This window comes from Janthinobacterium silvisoli (genome assembly GCF_014200725.1).
In the GTDB taxonomy this organism is placed as follows: domain Bacteria; phylum Pseudomonadota; class Gammaproteobacteria; order Burkholderiales; family Burkholderiaceae_D; genus Janthinobacterium.
This window is the reverse complement of sequence record NZ_JACHCL010000001.1, coordinates 372,682-393,939: the sequence shown is the minus strand read 5'-3', so window position 1 is coordinate 393,939 and position 21,258 is coordinate 372,682. Positions and strand designations below refer to the sequence as shown.

Genomic DNA, 21,258 nt, shown 5'->3' with positions numbered 1-21,258 from the left:
TCGACAAGGGTGCCTGTATGGTGACTGATCGGATTCCAGACCCAACCCTGGAGTTAATAATGTCCGTAACAATGCGCGAAATGCTGGAAGCCGGTGTCCACTTTGGTCACCAAACCCGTTTTTGGAATCCAAAAATGGCACCGTTCATCTTCGGCCACCGCAACAAGATCCACATCATCAACCTGGAAAAAACCATGGCGATGTACCAGGACGCAATGAAGCACGTGCGTCAACTGGCTGCAAACCGTGGCACCATCTTGATGGTAGGCACCAAGCGTCAAGCACGCGAAATCATCGCTGCTGAAGCACAACGCGCTGGCGTGCCTTTCGTTGATCAACGTTGGTTGGGCGGTATGCTGACCAACTTCAAAACGATCAAGACCTCGATCAAGCGCCTGAAGGACATGGAAGCGATGATCGAAGACGGTTCGATCGAAAAGCTGTCGAAAAAAGAAGCGCTGATGTTCTCCCGTGAGATGATCAAGCTGCAAAAATCGATCGGCGGCATCAAGGACATGGGCGGCGTTCCTGACGCAATCTTCGTTGTTGACGTCGGCTACCACAAAGGCGCGATCACCGAAGCAGCTAAACTGGGTATCCCTGTTATCGGCGTTGTCGATACCAACCACTCCCCAGAAGGCGTGAACTTCGTGATCCCAGGTAACGATGACTCCTCGAAAGCCATCACCTTGTACGCTCGCGGTGTTGCTGATGCAATCATCGAAGGCCGTGCAGCTGCCGGTAACGAAGTGATCGAACTGGTTAAAGCAGCCGCTGGCGACGAATTCGTCGAAGTTAACGAACAGGCTTAATTGCCACGCTATCGCAAGATAGCGGTTTGCAAGACGCAGCAGTAATGGAAAAGGGGTGGCAGCAGCTCCCCCTTTTTTTTAACAAAAAAACGATGGTTCACGCTGGCGGGGTGCACATCCTGGCCGCGACTGTCGACTCACCGAATGGAGAAACACATGGCAGCGATTACAGCAGCGATGGTAGGCGAATTGCGCGGCAAGACCGACGCACCAATGATGGAATGCAAAAAAGCACTGACCGAAGCCGATGGCGACATGGCACGTGCTGAAGAGATCCTGCGCGTCAAACTGGGCGGCAAGGCATCGAAAGCATCGGCACGCATCACCGCTGAAGGCGTAGTGGCAACTTACATCGCCAACGGCGTAGGTGCCCTGGTTGAAGTGAACTCGGAAACCGACTTCGTTGCTAAAAACGACGACTTCCTGGCACTGGCAAACAGCGCAGCCCGCCTGGTAGCAGAACACAATCCAGCTGACGTAGCTGCCCTGCTGGCCCTGCCACTCGATGGCAAGACCCTGGACGAAGTGCGTTCGGCTTTGATCGGCAAAATCGGCGAAAACATGACCATCCGCCGCTTCCAGCGTTTCGAAACCAGCGCCAAGCTGGCATCGTACCTGCACGGCTCGCGCATTGGCGTGATCGTCGAATTCGACGGCGCTGATGAGCAAGTAGGCAAAGACGTGGCAATGCACATCGCTGCAATGAAGCCAGTATCGCTGTCGTCCGATGAAGTTCCTGCAGAACTGATCGAAAAAGAGCGTTCGGTTGCAAAACTGAAAGCTGAAGAAGATGCAGCCAAAGCAGCCGCCGAAGGCAAGCCAGCGCAATCGCCAGAAATCCTGGCCAAGCGTCTGGAAGGTTCGGTACAGAAGTTCCTGAAAGAAGTTTCCCTGCTGAACCAAGCTTTCGTGAAAAACGACAAGCTGTCCGTTGAGCAAATGCTGAAAGCCGCTAACACCAGCGTCAAAGGCTTTGCCATGTACGTGGTAGGCGAGGGCATTGAGAAGAAGCAAGACGACTTCGCAGCAGAAGTCGCAGCACAAATCGCTGCCTCGCAGGGAGCGTAAGTAAAGCGGGCCGAGAGGCCCGTTTTTTTGGCCCGCCCGCGTCAAAGCATGCCGGGCGGCGGCATGGGCAGCCCCGCGCGCCTGACCGGCGCCGCACGGCGCTGCGCCATGTCATACTCGAATAACCTCATTTATGGAGCCCCAGCTCATGTCAAAACCAGCCTACAAGCGCGTCCTCCTCAAGTTGTCCGGTGAAGCCCTGATGGGTGATGATCCCTACGGCATCAATCGCGCCACGATCGAGCGCATGGTGGCCGATGTGGCCGAGGTGGCAAAGTTGGGTGTGGAACTGGCAATCGTGATTGGCGGCGGCAATATCTTCCGCGGCGTCGCGCCTGGCGCGCAAGGCATGGACCGTGCCACCGCCGACTACATGGGCATGCTGGCCACGGTGATGAATGCCCTGGCTCTGGCTGACGCCATGCGCCATGTTGGCATCACGGCCCGCGTCATGTCGGCCATCGGCATCGAGCAAGTGGTCGAGCCGTATGTACGTCCGAAAGCCCTGCAATACCTGGAAGAAGGCAAAGTGGTCGTTTTTGCGGCCGGTACCGGCAACCCTTTCTTCACCACCGACACGGCAGCTGCCTTGCGCGGTTCCGAGATCAGCGCTGAAATCGTCCTGAAGGCCACCAAGGTCGACGGCGTCTACACGGCCGATCCGAAGAAAGACCCGAACGCCACCCTGTTCCACACGATTACCTTCGATGAAGCGATCGCCAAGCACCTGCAAGTGATGGACGCCACTGCTTTCGCCCTGTGCCGCGACCAGAAGTTGCCGATCAAGGTGTTTTCGATCACCAAGCCCGGCGCACTGAAACGCGTCATCATGGGTGAAGATGAAGGCACCCTGGTTCACGTATAAGTTTTAAGTGGGAGCGCCGAGAAACCGTCCATGGCTGCGTTGCTTCACCTCGCCGTACTATTCGTACTGTCTTCGGTGTCGCGCCTTGCCCTGAACGGTTTTCGACACTCTCGGCTGCGCGAGTAGGTTTTCCGTAGCCGCAGAAGTAGAATATTTATCATTATCAAGATTGGAGAGTTGGAATGTCCTTAGCCGACGTTAAGAAAAATGCCCAGGAACGCATGGTTAAGTCCCTGGAAACACTGCGGGCTGACCTGGCCAAAGTGCGTACGGGCCGTGCCCATACGGGTATCCTGGACCATGTCATGGTCGAATACTATGGTTCGCCGACGGCGCTGACCCAGGTTGCCAACGTGACCCTGGTTGACGCGCGCACCATTGGCGTGCAGCCGTATGAAAAGAAGATGGCCAACACCATCGAGAAAGCCATCCGCGACGCTGACCTGGGCCTGAACCCATCGGCGCAGGGCGACATGATCCGCGTACCGACCCCGCCGCTGACGGAAGAGCGCCGCAAGGAAATGGTCAAGCTGGTCAAGAGCGAAGCGGAAGATGCAAAAATTGCCGTGCGTAATATCCGTCGCGACGCCAATGAATCGCTGAAAAAGCTGGTCAAGGAAAAAGCCTGCTCCGAAGACGACGAGCGCCGTTCGTCGGAAGAAGTACAGAAATTGACCGACAAATTCATCGCCGACATCGACAAGATGGTGGTTGATAAAGAAAAAGAAGTGCTGACAGTCTAGGACTTGGCGAATTAAATACACTGCCCGGGACGGCTTTGCTTTCCCGGGCAGTGCTATTTGGCTCATAATAGCTATCTTTTCATTTGGTCTTAGTGTTTTCATGATCTATTCGAGTTCGACAACGGCGGTACCAGAGGTGGGCCGAGTGCCGCGCCATGTGGCAATCATCATGGATGGCAACGGCCGTTGGGCAACCAAACGCTTCCTGCCCCGCGTCGCGGGCCACGTCAAGGGCGCCGATGCGGTACGCGGCGTGGTGGAAACCTGTATCGACCGTGGCGTCGAATACCTGACCCTGTTTGCCTTCAGTTCGGAAAACTGGCGCCGTCCGGAAGAAGAAGTATCGATGCTGATGCGCTTGTTCGTTACCATGCTCGAGCGTGAAGTGGTCCGCATGCACGCCAACGATATCCGCCTGAAAGTGGTAGGGGATTTATCGCGTTTCAATGAGCAACTGCAAACCCTGATCGCCAATGCCGAGCGCAAGACAGCGCACAATACGCGCTTGACCGTCACCATCTGCGCCAACTATGGTGGTCGCTGGGACATCATGCAAGCCGTAAACAAGATGACAGCGAAGACGGCAGCGGCCGCTGCGGCCAAGGGCCAGCCTGCCGACCATGCCTATACGGAAGAAGAACTGGCGCCTTACCTGGCCATGGCCTATGCGCCCGAGCCCGATTTGTTCATCCGCACCGGCGGCGAGCAACGCATTTCCAACTTCCTGCTGTGGCAACTGGCGTACACTGAGTTGTTTTTCACCGAAACTTTCTGGCCCGACTTCGATGTCGATAGCCTCGACGCGGCAATCGCGTCTTACCAGCAGCGCGAACGGCGCTTTGGCCGCACCAGCGCGCAACTCACAGAAAAGACAAACTGATGCTGAAAACACGGATTATCACCGCCCTGGTCTTGTTGGCGGTCTTGCTGCCGGTTCTGTATCTCAATAATTTCCCTGCCTTCGCCGTGATCGCCACGGCGTTCTTCGGCGCCGCCGTGTGGGAAAGCTTCCGCATCTTCAAAAATCGCCAGGCGCTGCTGATCGCGGCCGTCTGGACGGCGGCCTTTGCCTATGCCTTCTTTGGCACCGGCGGCCTGGGCCAGGTCAAATTCTGGTTCGGCCTGTCCGTGGCGATCTGGCTGATCCGCTTCGTACCCTCGCTGGCGACAGGTTTGCCACCATTGGAAGGTCTTGGCAATACCTTGCTCAGCCTGGTCTATGCCGTCACCATCGTTGGCTGCTTCGTCGCCATCGTTGCCCTGTTTCTGCACAGCCCGCTGTATCTGTTGTCGGTGATGGCGCTGGTGTGGATCGCCGATATCGGTGCTTATTTTTCTGGCAAGGCTTTCGGCAAGCGCAAGCTGGCGCCATCGATTTCTCCGGGTAAATCCTGGGAAGGTGCAATCGGTGGCGGCATTGCCGTGCTGGTGATCGCCTCAGCCACCATCCTGGCCGCACCATCGTTGCCGGTCTTGCAAGATACTTTTGCCGTGCAGCTGCAACTGCGCCACGGCTGGCTGACAGCCTTGCTGGTCTTGCTGGTGGTGGTTGCCGCCAGCATCGTCGGCGATCTGTTCGAATCCCAATTGAAACGCCGCGCCGGCATCAAGGACAGCAGCAACCTGCTTCCTGGCCACGGCGGCGTACTCGACCGTATCGACGCACTGATTCCGGTCTTGCCATTTGCCGCCCTGGTCGGCGCCTGGGTTTAAGGAATATTTTTAATGCAATACGTTACCATTCTTGGCGCCACCGGCTCGGTCGGCGTCTCTACCCTGGACGTGCTGGCGCGTCACCCTGAGCAATACAGCGTGTATGCGCTGAGCGCGCACAGCAAGGTGGCCGAGCTGGCCGCCCAATGCCAGCAATTTCGCCCGCAACGCGCCGTCGTCGGCAGCGCCGAGGCCGCGCTGGAACTGACGCGTTTGCTGCGCGAACAGGGGCTCGCTACGGAAGTTGACTATGGCGTGGACGCACTGTGCGCGATTGCCAGTGCGCCCCAGGTCGACGCCGTGATGGCGGCCATCGTTGGCGCGGCCGGCCTGGCGCCCACCCTGGCGGCAGCCCGTGCTGGCAAGAAAGTCTTACTGGCCAATAAGGAAGCGCTGGTCATGTCTGGCCAGCTGTTCATGGATGCCGTACACGACAATGGCGCCGTACTGCTGCCGATCGACAGCGAACACAATGCTATCTTCCAGTGCTTGCCCCACAGCTATGGCCGCTCGCCGGCCGCGTCTGGCGTGGCCAAGATACTGCTGACCGCTTCTGGCGGGCCGTTCCTGACGCGCGCCGTCGAGTCGCTCGACGCCGTCACGCCCGAGCAGGCGTGCAAGCATCCGACCTGGAGCATGGGGCGCAAGATTTCCGTCGATTCCGCCACCATGATGAACAAGGGCCTCGAAGTGATCGAGGCGCACTGGCTGTTCGGCGCTTCGGCCGAGCAGATCGAGGTGGTGATTCACCCGCAAAGCGTGATCCATTCCATGGTGTCGTATGTGGATGGCTCGGTGCTGGCGCAATTGGGCAATCCCGACATGCGCACGCCGATCGCTCACGCGCTGGCTTACCCGCAGCGTATCGCTTCCGGCGTGCCGCAACTGGACCTGGCGCAGATTGCCACTTTGCAATTCGAACGTCCCGACTTCCACCGTTTCCCTTGCCTGGCGCTGGCGTTCGATGCCTTGCGCGCGGGCGGCACGGCGCCAGCCCTGCTGAACGCCGCCAATGAAGTGGCGGTGCAAGCCTTCCTTGACTTGCAAATTGGTTTCCGCCAGATCGACCGCGTGATTGCCCATGTGATCGAGACCGTGCCGCACGGCGCCGCTTCCAGCATCGAGGCGGTGATCGAGCAGGATAGAGTGGCCCGCATGGCGGCGCACGCGTATATCGGCGACAGGCTGGCTGCATGACGCTCATTACCACCTTGCTGGCTTTCATCGTTGCGCTGGGGTCCTTGATTACCCTGCACGAACTGGGCCATTATCTGGTGGCGCGCTGGTGCGGCGTGAAAGTACTGCGTTTTTCCATCGGCATGGGCAAGGTCGTCTATTCGCGCCGCTTCGGCAAGGATCAGACGGAATGGGCGATTTCCGCATTGCCGCTGGGCGGCTATGTCAAGATGCTCGATGGCCGCGAACAGGACTTGAGCGGCTTGCCGGCAGCGGAGTTGCGCCGCGAATTCACGCGCCAGAGCGTGTGGCGCCGCATCGCCATCGTGGCGGCTGGTCCGCTGGCCAATTTCCTGGTGGCCATCGTCCTGTACGCTGGCCTGTTTATGCATGGCATCGAAGAGCCGTCGAGCAAGCTGGGGCCGGTTGCCACGCAAAGCGTCGCCTATGCGGCCGGTTTGCGTGGCGGCGATACTGTCACGTCCGTCAATGGCCGTAGCGTCGCCAGCTGGTCCGAGCTGCGCTGGGAATTGATACAGGCAACCATCGACAAGCGCGCTGCGCAGATCGAGGTGCAGCGCCCTGAGCGGGGTTTGCAGGAAGCGACCTTGCCAGCTGGCAGCTTGAACGAGTCAGACCTGGAAGGCGATGCGATGGGCAAGCTGGGCCTGGTGCTGGCCCGCCCGGCGCCCGTGCTCGGTAAAATTATGCCTGGTGGCGCCGCTGCCCGCGCCGGTTTGCTGCCTGGCGACCTGATTCTGGCGATCGATGGCCAGCCCATGGCTGATGGCATCGCCGTGATCGAAACCCTGCGCGCGGCGCCCGGCAAGACGCTGGAAGTGCTGTTGCGCCGCCATGGCCAGGACCTGACCCTGGCGGTGACGCCGGACAGTGAAAAGGGCACGGGAACCGAGGCAGCTGTAACAGTTGGTAAGATCAAGGCCGAGGTCGCGCTGGCGCCGGATATGATCGTTGTGGCATCAGGACCGTTCGCCGCGGTGTCCAAGGCCAGCGGAAAAGTCTGGGATACCAGCGTCATGAGCGTGAAAATGCTGGGTAAAATGGTTACCGGGCAGGTTTCCCTGAAGAATGTGACAGGGCCGATTACTATCGCTGATTATGCAGGGCAGACGGCGCGCATCGGCCTGGTGAGCTACCTCAGCTTCATCGCCTTCATCAGTATCAGCCTGGGAGTGATGAATTTGCTACCCATTCCTGTTCTGGATGGCGGGCATTTGCTGTATTATTCGCTGGAAGTTTTGACCGGACGCCCCTTGCCGGAGCGCGTAGCCGACATTGCCCAGCGCCTGGGGCTAGGTTTGCTGCTGACCTTGATGGTGCTTGCCGTCTTTAATGACGTGTTGCGATTGCTCAATTAATGCAGTATCTGAGGCTATCGTGTAAGTTGCACAAGCAATCTTTGTGTATGTTTGTCCATTGATTTACCATTGAATAACCCCAATGAAATTACATTCTGCTCGTTTTGCCTTGCCTTCCTTTCGCCGCAGCCTGATCGGCGGCGCCGTCTTGGCCCTCTGTGCCGGCCACGCGCTGGCTGTTCAGCCGTTCACTGTCAAGGATATCCGGGTCGAAGGGATCCAGCGTACCGAAGCGGGCACCGTGTTCAGCTACCTGCCGGTGCGGGTCGGCGAAACCTTCTCCGATGAGAAGAGCGTCGCCGCCATCAAGGCCCTGTATGCGACAGGCTTTTTCAAGGATGTGCGCCTGGAAGTCGATGGCGACGTGCTGGTGGTGCTGGTGGAGGAGCGCCCGGCTATTGCCACGGTGGAATTTACGGGTACCAAGGAATTTGAAAAAGACGTGCTGGTCAAGGCATTGAAGGAAATCGGCGTTGGCGAAGCGAAAATTTTCGACAAGGCATCGGTCGATCGCGCCGAGCAGGAGCTCAAGCGCCAATACCTGTCGCATGGCCTGTATGGCGTGAAAATCACCACCACGGTCACGCCGATCGAGCGTAACCGCGTCAACGTGGTGTTTGCAGTGGACGAGGGTGAAGTCGCACGCATCAAGCAAATCAATATCGTCGGCAACAAGGCGTTTTCGGACAAGGAATTGCGCGAACAGCTGGCCCTGAACACGGGCGGCTGGTTCAGCTGGTACACCAAGGCTGACCAGTATTCGAAGACCAAGCTGACGGGCGACATCGAGTCGCTCAAGTCCTTTTATCTGGACCGCGGCTACATCGAGATGCAGGTCGATTCGACACAGGTGTCGATCACGCCCGATAAAAAAGACATTTACCTGACGATCAACATCACCGAAGGCGAGAAGTACAAGGTGTCGGGCACCAAGTTCGAAGGCGAGATGTTCGGCCGCGAAGAAGAACTGAAGGCATTGAACCTGATGCGCGACGGCGATATCTATTCGGGCGCGCGTCTGACGGCGACCAACAAGCGCATCCAGGACCGCCTGGCGACGTTCGGCTACGCTTTTGCCAACGTCAATGCGAATCCGGACATCAACCGTGAAAAGCACGAAGTGGCGTTTACCTTCGTGGTTGATCCGGGCAAGCGCGTCTACGTGCGCCACATGAATATTGCTGGCAATACCACCACGCGTGATGAAGTGATCCGCCGCGAATTCCGCCAGTTTGAATCGTCCTGGTACGACAGTAACAAGATCAAGCTGTCGCGCGACCGCGTCGACCGCCTCGGCTACTTTAAGGATGTGACGGTCGATACGCCGGAAGCGCAGGGCACGAACGACCAGGTTGACGTCAACATGACGGTGGTGGAAAAGCCGACCGGTAACTTCCTGATCGGCGGCGCGTTTTCGCAATCGGAAAAATTCACCTTGTCGGCGTCGATTTCGCAGGCCAACTTCGCCGGTAGCGGCAACACGGTCGGGATTGAACTCAATACCAGCCATTACAGCCGTACCATTGCGCTGTCGCAGACCAACCCGTATTACACCGATGATGGCATCTCGCGCAGCTTTGAAATTTATCTGCGCACGACGGAACCGCCAGCACTGAACATCGGCAGCTACAAGATCAAGCAAACCGGTGGCCGCGTCAGCTATGGTGTGCCGTTCTCGGAAGTTGACACCATCTTCTTCGGTATCGGCGCCGAGCGCACGCGGGTGGAAACCGACCAGACCAGTCCGACGCGCTTCCGCCAGTACGTGACCGACAATGGCGGCCCGTCCGATGGTATCGGTGCAGCAACCACCAATGCCATCCCGCTGACGGCGGCATGGCAGCGCGATAGCCGCGACAGCGCCTTGACGCCGTCGGTGGGCCGCTACCAGCGCGTGAACCTGGAAGCCGATTTGGTCGGTAACCAGAAATATTTCCGCGCCGTGTATGAACACCAGTATTTCCGTCCGCTGACCAGCAAGATGACGCTGGCCTTGAAGGGCGAGCTCGATTACGGCCACGGTATTGGCGACCATGTCTACCCGGTCTTCAAGAACTTCTACGGCGGCGGTATCGGTTCGGTGCGCGGCTACCTGAGTTCCTCGCTGGGCGCGGTCGATCCGACCACCGGCGATGCGCTCGGTGGCGCCTCGCGCATGATCGGCAGCGCCGAGCTGCAACTGCCATTCCCCGGTTCGGGCAATGACCGCAGCTTGCGCTGGTTCGGGTTTGTCGATGGCGGCCAGGTCTATCAGGAAGGCGAAAAAATGCGTATCTCGCAATTGCGCTATTCTTCTGGTCTGGGGATCAGCTGGATTTCGCCGGTGGGTCCGCTCAAGCTGAGCTATGCCAAACCGCTGAACGCCAAGCCGACAGACCGCCTGGAGCGCTTCCAGTTCCAGATGGGTACCGGTTTCTGACCGGCCATCCTGAACAGAGGCGCCAGCCTTTACTTTTTGACCATGGAGTATCATGAACACCGCATCCGCTACCCTGCCCAAGTCCCTTGCCGTGATTGCATTGTGCTGGAGTGCGCTGTTGCCGGTGCAGGCGCAGGCTCAAGAGTCGAAGATCGCCTGGATCAGCAGCGAACGTATTTATAACGAATCGAAGCTGGCCAAGCTGGCCAGCGCCAAGTTGGCCGAAGAGTTCCGCTCGCGCGAAAAAGCGGTGCAGGAACTGGCAGCCCGCTTCAAGGCGGCCAACGAAGCGCTGGAAAAAGACATGCCGACCCTGAGCGAGGCAGACCGCGCCAAGCGCCAGCGCGAGTTTTTCGAGCTGGACAAGGAATTGCAGCGCCGCCAGCGCGAATTCCGCGAAGACCTGAGCCAGCGCACCAGCGAAGAGCGCAGCGCCATCGCAGAAAAGGCCAACACCATCATCCAGCAGATGGCGCATGTCGAAGGCTATGACGTCGTCTTGCAGGAAGCCCTGTGGGCCAGCCCGCGCATCGACATTACCGACAAGGTCTTGAAGGCGCTGGACAAGTAACAGTACAGTTTTCACGCCTGACAGTGCCGTAGCGAGCGGATGTGAGTTGTGGTTGAGAAGCGGAGCTGTGCGCATGCACAGTGAGCATCGGAGACCGCAAATCGCGCCGCGCAGTAGGCAGTGGCAGGCGTTTTTATAAGGGTTTCATAGATGGGCACTCGACTAGGAGAATTGGTCGAACGCTTCGGTGGTCAATTGGCGGGCGATCCCAACCTGGAAGTGTCAGGCATCGCACCGCTGACGGACGCCGGTGCTTCGCACATCAGCTTTCTCAGCAATAGTAAATTCCGCGCGCAGGCGGCCAGCAGCGGCGCCGCGGCGCTGATCCTCACGCCGGCAGACAATGCGCTGATCGGCGATGAATACGCCGGTGCGCGCATCGTCACACCAAACCCTTATGTGTATTTCGCGCGCGCGGCGCAGTTTTTCGCCGCCCTGCATGAAATCAAGCCGGAAGCGGGCATTCATGCCAGTGCCGTGGTGGATATCAGTGCGCAGGTCGACGCCAGCGCCTCGATCGGCGCCAACGCCGTGATCGAAGCGGGCGCCATCATAGCCGCCGGCTGCGTGATCGGCCCTGGCTGCGTGGTGGGCCGCGACGCCATCATCGGCGCCGGCACGCAATTGCTGGCCAATGTGACATTTCACGCGCGCTGCGTGATTGGCCAGCGCGGTATCATCCATTCGGGCGCCGTGATCGGCACCGATGGTTTCGGTTTCGCCAATGAGGGCGGGGTCTACATCAAGATTCCGCAAACGGGCAGGGTGGTGATCGGTGACGATGTCGATATCGGCGCCAATACCACCATCGACCGTGGCGCCCTGGCCGATACGGTGATCGAGGACGGCGTAAAGCTCGACAACCAGATCCAGATCGGCCACAACTGCCATATCGGCGCGCATACGGCCATGGCCGGCTGCGTTGGCGTGGCGGGCAGCGCCATCATCGGCAAGTACTGCACTTTTGGCGGTGCGGCCATGGTGCTGGGCCATTTGACGATCGCCGACAAGGTGCATGTCTCTTCGGGCAGCATGGTGTCGCGGTCTATCCTGGAGCCGGGCCAGTACACCGGCTTTTATCCGCTGGCGAAGAACGCTGACTGGGAAAAGAGCGCCGCCATCGTGCGCAACCTCTCAAGCATGCGCGAGAAGATACGCGCACTTGAAAAAACAATTAAAACACTGACCAAGCAAGACGAAAAATGACTACTGAAAACAAGACCCTCGACATCCTGGCCATCAAATCCCTGCTGCCGCACCGCTATCCGCTGCTGCTGGTTGACCGCGTGCTGGATTGGGAATCGGGCAAGAGCATCACCGCCATCAAGAACGTGACGGTCAACGAAGAATTCTTCCAGGGTCACTTCCCGCACAAACCGGTCATGCCGGGCGTGCTGATGATCGAAGCGCTGGCGCAAACGGCCGCCTTGCTGTCTTTCCTGACCATGGGCGTGAAACCCGATGAAAATTCGGTAGTGTATTTCGTCGGTATCGACAATGCGCGCTTCAAGCGTCCGGTCGAACCGGGCGACCAGTTGAAGATGGACGTGGAAATCCTGCGCGTGTCGCGCGGCATCTGGAAATACAAGGCGGTCGGCACGGTCGACGGCAAGGTGGCGCTGGAAGCGGAACTGATGTGCACCATCCGCAGCTCGCAAGACGCGAGCCAGCCTGCGGGACAGTAAGATGGCGGGTATCCACTCCACGGCGATAGTCGATTCCAAGGCCGAGCTGGACAGCTCGGTCGAGGTGGGGCCGTATTCCATCATCGGCCCGCATGTGCGCATAGCCGCTGGCACCAAGGTTGGCCCGCATGTCGTGATCGACGGCCATACCACCATCGGTACGGACAATCATCTGTTCCAGTTCTCGTCGATCGGCGCGCAGCCGCAAGACAAGAAATGGGCGGGCGAGGCGACGCGCCTGGAAATCGGCGACCGCAACACCATCCGCGAATTCTGCACGTTCAATACCGGCACGGTGCAGGGCGGCGGCGTGACGCGCCTGGGCAATGACAACTGGATCTCGGCTTACGTGCATCTGGCGCATGACTGTCTGGTCGGCAGCAACACGATTTTTTCGAACAACGCGCAGCTGGCGGGCCACGTGGAAATCGGCGACTGGGTCATCATGAGCGGTTTTTCGAATGTGCACCAGTTCTGCAAGATCGGCGCGCATGCATTCGTCGGCATGAGCACCAGCCTGACGCAGGATGTGCCGCCGTTCGTGCTCCTGAACGGCAATCCGGCGCAGGCGCATGGCGTCAATATCGAGGGCTTGAAACGCCGCGGCTTTACGCGCGAGCAGATCAACGGCATCCGCACCGCCTACAAGCTGATCTACCGTTCGGGACTGACCCTGGAAGAAGCCAAGGCCGCCCTGTTCGAAGAAGAAGTGGCCTCGCCGGAAGCGGCGGAGCATATCCGCGCCATGCGCGAATTCCTCGGTGTGGCCTCGCGTGGCATCGTCCGCTGACCAGGCAGGCGGCCTGTCGGTCGCCATCGTCGCCGGCGAGGTGTCCGGCGACCTGCTGGCCAGCCGCTTGCTGTCTGGCCTGGCGCCACAGCTGCCTGGTGCGCGTTTCCACGGCATCGGCGGCGAGCATATGGCGCAGCAGGGTTTCATTTCCGACTGGCCGCTCGATAAATTGACGGTGCGGGGCCTGTTTGAAATCATTCCCCGCTACCGTGAAATCAAGGGCATCCAGAACGCGCTGCGCGACCAGCTGATCGCCGAGCGTCCCGCCGTGTTCATCGGCGCCGATTACCCGGGCTTCAACCTCGGCCTGGAAATGCAATTGAAAGCGGCCGGCATCCCCACCGTGCATTACATCGGGCCGCAGATCTGGGCCTGGCGCGGTGGCCGCATCAAGAAAATCATCAAGGCCGTTTCGCACATGCTGGTGATCTTCCCGTTCGAGGAAGAGATCTACCGCAAGGCTGGCGTGCCCGTCACCTATGTGGGCCACCCGCTGGCCGAGATCATTCCCCTGCAGCCCGACGAGGCAGCGGCGCGCCGCACCCTGGGCCTGCCCGAGGATGCGAACGTAGTGACCCTCATGCCGGGCAGCCGCATGAGCGAGCTCAAATACAATACGGCGGCCTTTGTCGGCGCGTGCAAACTCTTGCTGGCGCGCGACCGCTCGCTGCGTTTCGTCGCGCCCATGGCCGGTGAAAAACAGCGCCAGTACTTCCTGCAACTGGTCGCGCAAGCAGGCTTGCAGGATGTCGAGATCCTGCTGACCGATGGCGGTTCGCACACCGCCATCTGCGCTGCCGATGCGGTGCTGGTGGCCTCCGGCACGGCTTCGCTGGAAGTGGCGCTGTACAAAAAGCCGATGGTGATCGCCTACAAAATGATGGCCGCCGAGTGGCAAATCCTGCGCCATTTCGGCTATCAGCCCTGGATCGGTTTGCCGAACATCCTGGCGCGCGACTATCTGGTGCCGGAACTGCTGCAAAACGCCGCCAGTCCGCAAGCGCTGGCCGACGCCATGTGGCAGCAGCTGAGCGATGTGCCTGGCCGTTTGCGCCTGGTGCAGCGCTTCACGGACATGCACCATAGCCTGCTGCGCGACAGCGCGCACGAAAGCGCCAACGCGGTGATGCAAGTGATCGCCGCCAACAAGTAGTAACTTATTCAAGTAAAAAGATTCAACGTGAAAAATCTCTATCCGGGCCTGTTTGACGACTTGCCATTCTCGCAGGGTGAAATCATTTGCGGCGTCGACGAAGCAGGGCGCGGTCCATTGGCCGGCCCCGTGTTTGCCGCCGCCGTGATCCTCGATCCTGCGCAGCCCATCGAGGGCTTGCGCGACTCGAAAAAACTCACTGAAGCCAAGCGCGACTTGCTGGCGCCGCAAATCAAGGCCAAGGCCCTGGCGTGGGCGATTGCCGAAGCCTCTGAAGAGGAAATCGATAGCCTGAATATCTTGCAGGCGTCGATGCTGGCCATGCGCCGCGCCGTCGAAGCCTTGTCCACCGTGCCGACCCTGGCCCTGATCGATGGCAACCGCTGTCCCGTGATGACTATACGCGGCATGGCCATTATCGGTGGCGATGACAAGGTCGATTCCATCTCCGCTGCCTCGATCCTGGCCAAGACGGCGCGTGATGCGGCCCTCGTGCATCTGCACGCGGCTTACCCCGAATACTGCTTTGACCAGCACAAGGGCTATGGCACCAAGCTGCACCTGGAGCGTTTGCACCTGCACGGCGCCTCGCCCGTACACCGCCGCTCGTTTGCACCCGTGCGCAATGTGATCGCACTGTTTGGCGGACAGGAGGTGGTGGCATGAAGACCATCACTTCGCGCGATAACGCCCAATACAAGGACCTGGTAAAACTGGCGGGCAGTTCGCAGGCGCGCCGCAAGGCCGGCCGCACCCTGCTCGATGGCGTGCATCTGTGCCAGTCGTATCTGCAGCTGCGCGGCTTGCCCGAGCAATGCATCGTCAGCGAAAGCGCGCTGCAAAACCCCGAAGTGGCTGACATTGTCGGCCAGCTCGAAGCGCAGCGCGCCCACGTGCTGGGCTTGCCCGATGCACTGTATAACGCCGTCAGCCAGGTCGAGCATGGCGTGGGCGTGATGTTTTTGATCGATACGCCCGAGCGCGCCGTCACGCAGCCGGTGAGCGTGTCGGCCGTGCTGCTCGATAATCTGCAAGACCCAGGCAACGTGGGATCGATTCTACGCAGCGCGGCCGCCGCCGGCATCACGCAAGTGTATTGCAGCGCCGGCACGGCGTTTTGCTGGTCGCCGAAAGTGCTGCGCGCCGCCATGGGCGCCCATTTCGTGCTTGATATCTTCGAAAACGTCGACCTGGCCGCGCTGGTGTCGGCTTCGAAAGTGGCGACCCTGGCCACCAGCGGCTACGCTACCCAGCGTGTGTACGACGTCGACCTGCGCCAGCCCGTGGCCTGGGTATTTGGCCATGAAGGGCAGGGCGTCGCCGACGACTTGCTGTCGATGACCACGCATCAGGTGGTGATCCCCCACCTGGGCCAGATCGAATCGCTGAACGTGGCCGCTTGCGCCGCCGTCTGCTTCTTCGAGCAGGTACGCCAAAACCAGCAGTAACAGCACGGGGCGCTGGCGCGTCCTTGCTTCCCTACCTCCCTTCTTGATCCCCCGCAACTTCTACCCCAGGCAATCCGCATACAGTGCAGATTGCCTGGGTACGCTCTGGCGCAGTTTTTCCCTGCTATCCCCTGATGGAGCGCCTGCATGTGGACAGACGACAAACCCGAGGCCGATTGCATCTTGCTGGCCGAGCCGGAAGGCCATACGCTGTTCAGCCACAGCCTGCTTGATGCGGTAAAACGCTTGCCGCGCCCCGGCATCATCATCTTCGTGCATGGCGTGAACTCCGATGGTGAGTGGTATGAGCAGGCCGAACAGGGATTGTGCGCGGGGCTCAATACCCGCCTCAAGCGCCGCGATGAGGACTTGACCATCCCCGGTCCCGCAGCCGGGTAAATGAAAGCGGCGTCTTACGAGCGCGAACTGACCGATGACGGCTTTCTGAACCCCAAGCGCAACGCCGCCACTTTTTTACTGGCGGACGACGCCAATTCACCCGTGATCCGTTTTCGCTGGGGCTACAAGGCCAACGGCGAGGAGTTGCAGGAATTCGGCGAAGGTATCCGCCATGATACGGCCGATGATATGCAGGGCTATTCAAAATGAATCACAGTGCTAGACTATCGCCTTGTTTCCAAGATAAGGCCAGTCATGCCGCACCACTTTGCGTCTCAAGATGAACCGAAAGATGAAGCCTGGTGGCGCGGCATCGCGGCCTTGTATCCCACGCCGCCAGCAGACGTGATCAACCTCGAACACGGTTATTTCGGCGCCATGGCTGCGCCCGTGCATGCGGCGTACGAGCAGGGCATACGTTACGCGAATGAGCAGCTGAGTCCTTTTCTGCGCGGTGAATTCGTGCACAAGCATGTGGAGGTCTTGCGTAGCAAGCTGGCTGAATTGATCCACGCGCAGCCGCACGAGATACTGCTCACGCGTAGCGCCACCGAGTCTATGCAGGTACTGATCGGCCAGTATCACGGCTTGGAGCCTGGCGATGCTGTGTTATGGAGTAATCTCGATTATCCCGCCATGCGCTACGCCATGCATTCGCTGCAGCAGCGGCGTGGCGTCACGCCGGTTGAAATTACGCTGACCTTGCCGATCAGCCGTGATGAAATCCTGACCCATTATGCGCAAGCCATGCGCGCTGCAGTGCGGCCCAAGCTGCTGCTGTTGTCACAGGTGTATCCAGCCAACGGCCAGCAGGCGCCCGTGCGCGAAATCATGGCCCTGGCGCGTGAACATGGCATCGATGTGCTGCTCGATAGCGCGCATGCTCTGGGGCAGGTGGCGGTCGATGTGCAGCAGTTGGGTGTGGATTTTGCGGGGTTTAACCTGCATAAATGGCTGGGCGGGCCACCGGGTATCGGTTTTGTGTATATCCGCGCCTCGCAGTTGCACAAGATCGAGCCGCATTTCGGCGACCGCGATTATCCGCCAGACGATATCCGCTGCCGCCTGCATGCAGGCATGCCGGCGGTAGGAGCGATCCTGGCGGCGCCGGCTGTCTTTGACTTCCATGATCGCGTGGGCGGCACTGCCGCCAAGACGGCGCGCCTGGCCAGCTTGCGTAATTACTGGGTCAGCCGCGTCGCCCACTTGCCGGGCTTGCAGCTATTGTCGCCGTTGGACGCGGAGGAAGGGACGGCGCTGGTGGCGTTTGCTATCGATGGCATGCGTGCGCAAGAGCTGCAACAGGCGCTGCTGCAGCGTTTTGGCATCTTCACGGTGGCCCGTAATATCGGCTATGCCGAGGTGTTGCGCGCTACCGTGGCCACCACCACGACCACCGGCGAACTCGATCAGCTGGTGGCTGCCCTGACGGTGCTGGCCAGTGAAGCCGTATTAAAAGCGAACACCTGACAAAACCGTAGCGAGCGGAAGGGAGAGGTGGCTGAGAAGCGGAGCTGTGCTCAAGCACAGTGAGCATCGCAAGCCGCCTATACCGACGCGCAGTAGGTTTGGTCGGGTGTTCTTAATATTCGCGGCGGTTCGGCTTGATCTCTTGCAGAATCGTGGTGGAGATTTCCTCGATCGACTTGGTGGTCGACGACAGCCAGCGTATGCCTTCGCGCTTCATCATTTTTTCTGCCTCGTTGACTTCATAGCGGCAGTTTTCAATCGCGGCGTATTTGCTGCCGGCGCGGCGCTCGTTGCGGATTTCCGACAGACGCTCGGGCGTGATGCTCAAGCCAAAAATCTTGTTCTTGAAGACGTGCAGCGCCGTCGGCAGCTTTTCTCGCTCAAAATCATCGGGGATCAAGGGGTAGTTGGCTGCCTTGATCCCGTATTGCATGGCCAGGTACAAGCTGGTCGGGGTCTTGCCCGAGCGCGATACGCCCACCAGGATCACGTCGGCCGACGACAGATTCTTGTGCGACTGGCCGTCGTCGTGCGCCAGCGAATAATTGATCGCTTCGATGCGGTTCTTGTATTCCTCGCTATCGACGATATTGTGCGAGCGGCCGATGGTGTGCGTCGACATCACGCCCAGTTCCTGTTCCAGCGGTGCGACAAATGTCTGGATCAGGTCCATATGCATGCCGCTGGACTTGCGAATCACGGCCGACAGGTCGCTTTTCACCAAGGTAGAAAAGATGATGGGTTTCTGGCCGTCGGCGGCGAAAGCTTCGTTAATTTTGCGCGCTGCATCATGCGCCTTGTCCATGGTATCGATGAAAGGCAGGCGGATCTGGCGGAAGCGCAGTTCGAACTGGGTCAGCACCGAATGGCCGAAGGTTTCCGCGGTGATGCCGGTGCCGTCGGAAACGAAGAAAACGGTGCGGGCTGCGGAAGGAAGCTGTGGGCGTGGTTCTTGTGTCATGGTCTTCCTTCTGTGGATCAAGATTGTGCGTCGTCATTTTGCGCTGCACAAGGTAAAATGGTTGGAACGGTATGATTGTGCTGCACGACGCCCAGAATAACAAGAACAGCGTTCGGTGCGCCTCGCCTACAGATTTCTATCATCAGTAAGGGTGTCATTATGACCAACGCAGCATTGCAACAGCAGGAGCAGGGGAACGCAGACGCAGTCTACGTCGCCTCGTTCGAACATTTGCGCATGACGGATGTTGAATCCGTCGGCGGCAAGAACGCCTCCCTGGGCGAGATGATCAGCCAGCTGGCTGAAGCGGGCGTCCGCGTGCCGGGCGGCTTCGCCACCACGGCGCAGGCTTTCCGCGACTTCCTGTCGTATAGCGCCAACGGCGGCTTGCCGCTGGCCGAGCGTATCGCTCAGCGCCTGGACGGCTTGAATATCGACGATGTGCGCGCCCTGGCGCAAGCAGGCGCCGAAATTCGCCAGTGGATCGTGGAAACCCCATTCCAGCCGCGCCTGGCCGCTGAAATCGACCAGTTCTACGCCAGACTGGTGGCCGATTCTGACACCGAAATGTCGTTTGCCGTGCGTTCCTCGGCCACTGCGGAAGACTTGCCCGATGCTTCTTTTGCCGGCCAGCAAGAAACCTTCCTCAACGTGGTCGGCATCGACAATGTGCTCGACGCCATGAAACAGGTGTTCGCTTCGCTGTACAACGACCGCGCCATCTCGTATCGCGTACACAAAGGCTTTACCCACGCCGAAGTGGCTTTGTCGGCTGGCGTGCAGCGCATGGTACGCTCGGACCTGGGCGCCGCTGGCGTGATGTTCACCATCGATACGGAATCGGGCTTCAAGGACGTGGTATTTGTCACTTCCAGCTACGGCCTGGGCGAAACGGTGGTGCAGGGCGCCGTCAATCCTGACGAATTCTATGTGCACAAGCCGATGCTGGAAAAAGGCAAATCGCCTGTGATCCGCCGCAATATCGGTTCCAAGCTGTTGAAGATGGAATTTACCAACGAAGCCAAGGCTGGCCGTTCCGTAAAAACCGTCGACGTGCCAGTCGAAATGCGCAACCGCTACTCGCTGAACGACACTGAAGTGGTGGAACTGGCGAAATACGCCGTCATCATTGAAAACCACTACGGCCGTCCGATGGACATCGAGTGGGGTAAGGATGGCCGCGACGGCAAGCTGTACATCCTGCAGGCGCGCCCTGAAACTGTCAAATCGCAGCAAAAGGCGACAGACGTGCAAGAGCGCTTCAAGCTGAAAAGCACCGGCACCGTGCTGACCTCGGGCCGCGCGATCGGTCAGAAGATCGGCGCCGGTCCTGTGCGCGTGATCCACGATCCGGCCGACATGGAACGTGTGCAGCCGGGCGACGTGCTGGTGGCCGACATGACGGACCCGAACTGGGAACCGGTCATGAAGCGCGCTTCGGCGATCGTCACCAACCGTGGCGGGCGTACCTGCCACGCGGCGATTATCGCGCGTGAGCTGGGCGTGCCAGCCGTGGTCGGCTGCGGCGACGCGACCGAAGTGCTGAAAGACGGCACCTTTGTCACTGTAGTCTGCTCCGAAGGCGATGAAGGCAAGATCTACGACGGCTTGCTGGAAACGGAAGTGTCGGAAGTGTCGCGCGGCGAATTGCCGAAACTCGACACCAAGATCATGCTCAACGTGGGCAACCCGCAGCTGGCATTCGACTTCCAGTCCGTGCCGAACGCCGGCGTGGGCCTGGCGCGTCTGGAATTCATCATCAATAACAATATTGGCGTGCATCCGAAAGCCATCCTGGAATACCCGAATATCGATGCCGACCTGAAAAAAGCCGTGGAATCGGTGGCCCGTGGCCACGCTTCGCCGAAGGCTTTCTACATCGATAAACTGGCCGAAGGCATCGCCACCATCGCCGCCGCGTTCTGGCCGAAAAAAGTCATCGTGCGCCTGTCCGACTTCAAGTCGAACGAGTACAAGAAGCTGATCGGCGGTTCGCGCTACGAGCCGGACGAAGAAAACCCGATGCTGGGTTTCCGTGGCGCGGCGCGCTATCTGTCGGCCGACTTTGCCGAATCGTTCAACATGGAGTGCGAAGCGATGAAACGCGTGCGCAACGACATGGGCCTGACGAACGTGGAAATCATGGTGCCATTCGTGCGCACCTTGGGCCAGGCCGAGAAAGTCATCGACCTGCTGGCGAAGAATGGCTTGAAGCGCGGTGAAAACGACCTGCGCGTCATCATGATGTGCGAAGTGCCATCGAACGCCATCCTGGCCGACCAGTTCCTCGACCACTTCGACGGTTTCTCGATCGGTTCGAACGATCTGACCCAGCTGACCCTGGGCCTGGACCGCGATTCCGGCATGGCCTTGCTGGCCGCCGATTTCGACGAACGCGATCCTGCCGTGAAAGCGCTGCTGGCGCTGGCCATCAAGGCTTGCCTGGCACGCGGCAAGTACATCGGTATCTGCGGCCAGGGTCCTTCCGACCATCCTGACTTCGCCATCTGGCTGATGGAGCAGGGCATCGAATCGATGTCGCTGAACCCGGACTCGGTGATCGATACCTGGCAAAAGCTGGCTGCGCTGAAAGCGTAGGCAAG

Annotated in this window: 19 protein-coding genes and 1 pseudogene; 19 read left to right on the top strand and 1 reads right to left on the bottom strand. The window is 59.5% G+C overall.

All coding sequences use genetic code 11. The features are described 5' to 3' along the window. Nucleotides 1–59: 59 nt before the first annotated feature. The 18 genes and pseudogenes from rpsB (at nucleotide 60) to HDE75_RS01635 (ending at nucleotide 17,694) form a co-directional block, all read left to right on the top strand. Nucleotides 60–812, top strand: a complete 753-nt coding sequence (gene rpsB / locus HDE75_RS01725; RefSeq protein WP_183676515.1) for a 30S ribosomal protein S2 — start codon at nucleotides 60–62, stop codon at nucleotides 810–812. A gap of 156 nt (nucleotides 813–968) precedes the next feature. Beyond that, a complete protein-coding gene (gene tsf, locus HDE75_RS01720) occupies nucleotides 969–1,880 on the top strand; it encodes a translation elongation factor Ts (RefSeq protein ID WP_183676516.1) in 912 nt (303 codons plus the stop codon). A gap of 148 nt (nucleotides 1,881–2,028) precedes the next feature. Further along, nucleotides 2,029–2,745, top strand: coding sequence for a UMP kinase (pyrH, locus tag HDE75_RS01715; RefSeq protein ID WP_183676517.1), 717 nt, complete (start codon nucleotides 2,029–2,031; stop codon nucleotides 2,743–2,745). Between the two features lie 182 nt (nucleotides 2,746–2,927). After that, nucleotides 2,928–3,488: a ribosome recycling factor gene (gene frr, locus HDE75_RS01710; protein ID WP_183676518.1), complete on the top strand. Its 561-nt coding sequence runs from the start codon at nucleotides 2,928–2,930 to the stop codon at nucleotides 3,486–3,488. A 100-nt stretch (nucleotides 3,489–3,588) separates the two neighbouring features. Then, nucleotides 3,589–4,368 (top strand): polyprenyl diphosphate synthase, encoded by a 780-nt coding sequence (gene uppS / locus HDE75_RS01705; protein WP_183676519.1) that lies wholly within the window; start codon nucleotides 3,589–3,591, stop codon nucleotides 4,366–4,368. Beyond that, a complete protein-coding gene (locus tag HDE75_RS01700; protein ID WP_183676520.1) occupies nucleotides 4,368–5,201 on the top strand; it encodes a phosphatidate cytidylyltransferase in 834 nt (277 codons plus the stop codon). Before uppS ends, HDE75_RS01700 begins: the two co-directional genes overlap by 1 nt. A 12-nt stretch (nucleotides 5,202–5,213) precedes the next feature. Continuing rightward, the gene (gene ispC / locus HDE75_RS01695) at nucleotides 5,214–6,398 is read left to right on the top strand and encodes a 1-deoxy-D-xylulose-5-phosphate reductoisomerase (RefSeq protein ID WP_183676521.1); all 1,185 of its coding nucleotides are present in this window, start codon (nucleotides 5,214–5,216) and stop codon (nucleotides 6,396–6,398) included. Next, on the top strand, nucleotides 6,395–7,756 hold the full coding sequence (rseP, locus tag HDE75_RS01690) for an RIP metalloprotease RseP (RefSeq protein ID WP_183676522.1): 1,362 nt from the start codon (nucleotides 6,395–6,397) through the stop codon (nucleotides 7,754–7,756). The genes ispC and rseP overlap by 4 nt, the downstream gene beginning before the upstream one ends. Nucleotides 7,757–7,838: 82 nt before the next feature. Continuing rightward, nucleotides 7,839–10,175: an outer membrane protein assembly factor BamA gene (gene bamA / locus HDE75_RS01685; protein WP_183676523.1), complete on the top strand. Its 2,337-nt coding sequence runs from the start codon at nucleotides 7,839–7,841 to the stop codon at nucleotides 10,173–10,175. 52 nt (nucleotides 10,176–10,227) lie between these two features. After that, nucleotides 10,228–10,746, top strand: a complete 519-nt coding sequence (locus HDE75_RS01680; RefSeq protein WP_183676524.1) for an OmpH/Skp family outer membrane protein — start codon at nucleotides 10,228–10,230, stop codon at nucleotides 10,744–10,746. A 150-nt stretch (nucleotides 10,747–10,896) separates the two neighbouring features. After that, nucleotides 10,897–11,952 carry a UDP-3-O-(3-hydroxymyristoyl)glucosamine N-acyltransferase gene (lpxD, locus tag HDE75_RS01675; protein WP_183676525.1) on the top strand — a complete coding sequence of 352 codons (1,056 nt, stop codon included), beginning with the start codon at nucleotides 10,897–10,899 and terminating at the stop codon, nucleotides 11,950–11,952. Next, nucleotides 11,949–12,431: a 3-hydroxyacyl-ACP dehydratase FabZ gene (gene fabZ, locus HDE75_RS01670; RefSeq protein WP_183676526.1), complete on the top strand. Its 483-nt coding sequence runs from the start codon at nucleotides 11,949–11,951 to the stop codon at nucleotides 12,429–12,431. The genes lpxD and fabZ overlap by 4 nt, the downstream gene beginning before the upstream one ends. 1 nt (nucleotide 12,432) lies before the next feature. Next, nucleotides 12,433–13,221 (top strand): acyl-ACP--UDP-N-acetylglucosamine O-acyltransferase, encoded by a 789-nt coding sequence (gene lpxA, locus HDE75_RS01665; protein ID WP_183676527.1) that lies wholly within the window; start codon nucleotides 12,433–12,435, stop codon nucleotides 13,219–13,221. After that, nucleotides 13,205–14,377, top strand: a complete 1,173-nt coding sequence (gene lpxB, locus HDE75_RS01660) for a lipid-A-disaccharide synthase (RefSeq protein WP_183676528.1) — start codon at nucleotides 13,205–13,207, stop codon at nucleotides 14,375–14,377. The genes lpxA and lpxB overlap by 17 nt, the downstream gene beginning before the upstream one ends. A gap of 27 nt (nucleotides 14,378–14,404) precedes the next feature. Beyond that, entirely contained in the window at nucleotides 14,405–15,043 is a 639-nt protein-coding gene (gene rnhB / locus HDE75_RS01655; protein WP_183676529.1) for a ribonuclease HII, read from the top strand. After that, on the top strand, nucleotides 15,040–15,825 hold the full coding sequence (locus tag HDE75_RS01650; RefSeq protein WP_183676530.1) for a TrmH family RNA methyltransferase: 786 nt from the start codon (nucleotides 15,040–15,042) through the stop codon (nucleotides 15,823–15,825). Before rnhB ends, HDE75_RS01650 begins: the two co-directional genes overlap by 4 nt. Nucleotides 15,826–15,972: 147 nt before the next feature. Then, nucleotides 15,973–16,434 (top strand): annotated as a pseudogene (locus HDE75_RS27065) (T6SS effector phospholipase Tle3 domain-containing protein). Nucleotides 16,435–16,479: 45 nt separating this feature from the next. Further along, on the top strand, nucleotides 16,480–17,694 hold the full coding sequence (locus tag HDE75_RS01635) for an aminotransferase class V-fold PLP-dependent enzyme (protein ID WP_183676533.1): 1,215 nt from the start codon (nucleotides 16,480–16,482) through the stop codon (nucleotides 17,692–17,694). 112 nt (nucleotides 17,695–17,806) lie between these two features. Here the strand turns inward: HDE75_RS01635 and ppsR are convergent, their stop codons facing one another. Then, nucleotides 17,807–18,655, bottom strand: a complete 849-nt coding sequence (gene ppsR, locus HDE75_RS01630; protein ID WP_183676534.1) for a posphoenolpyruvate synthetase regulatory kinase/phosphorylase PpsR — start codon at nucleotides 18,653–18,655, stop codon at nucleotides 17,807–17,809. Nucleotides 18,656–18,814: 159 nt separating this feature from the next. On the opposite strand from ppsR, the gene ppsA reads away from it, so the two are divergent. After that, entirely contained in the window at nucleotides 18,815–21,253 is a 2,439-nt protein-coding gene (ppsA, locus tag HDE75_RS01625; RefSeq protein WP_183676535.1) for a phosphoenolpyruvate synthase, read from the top strand. Nucleotides 21,254–21,258 lie beyond the last annotated feature (5 nt).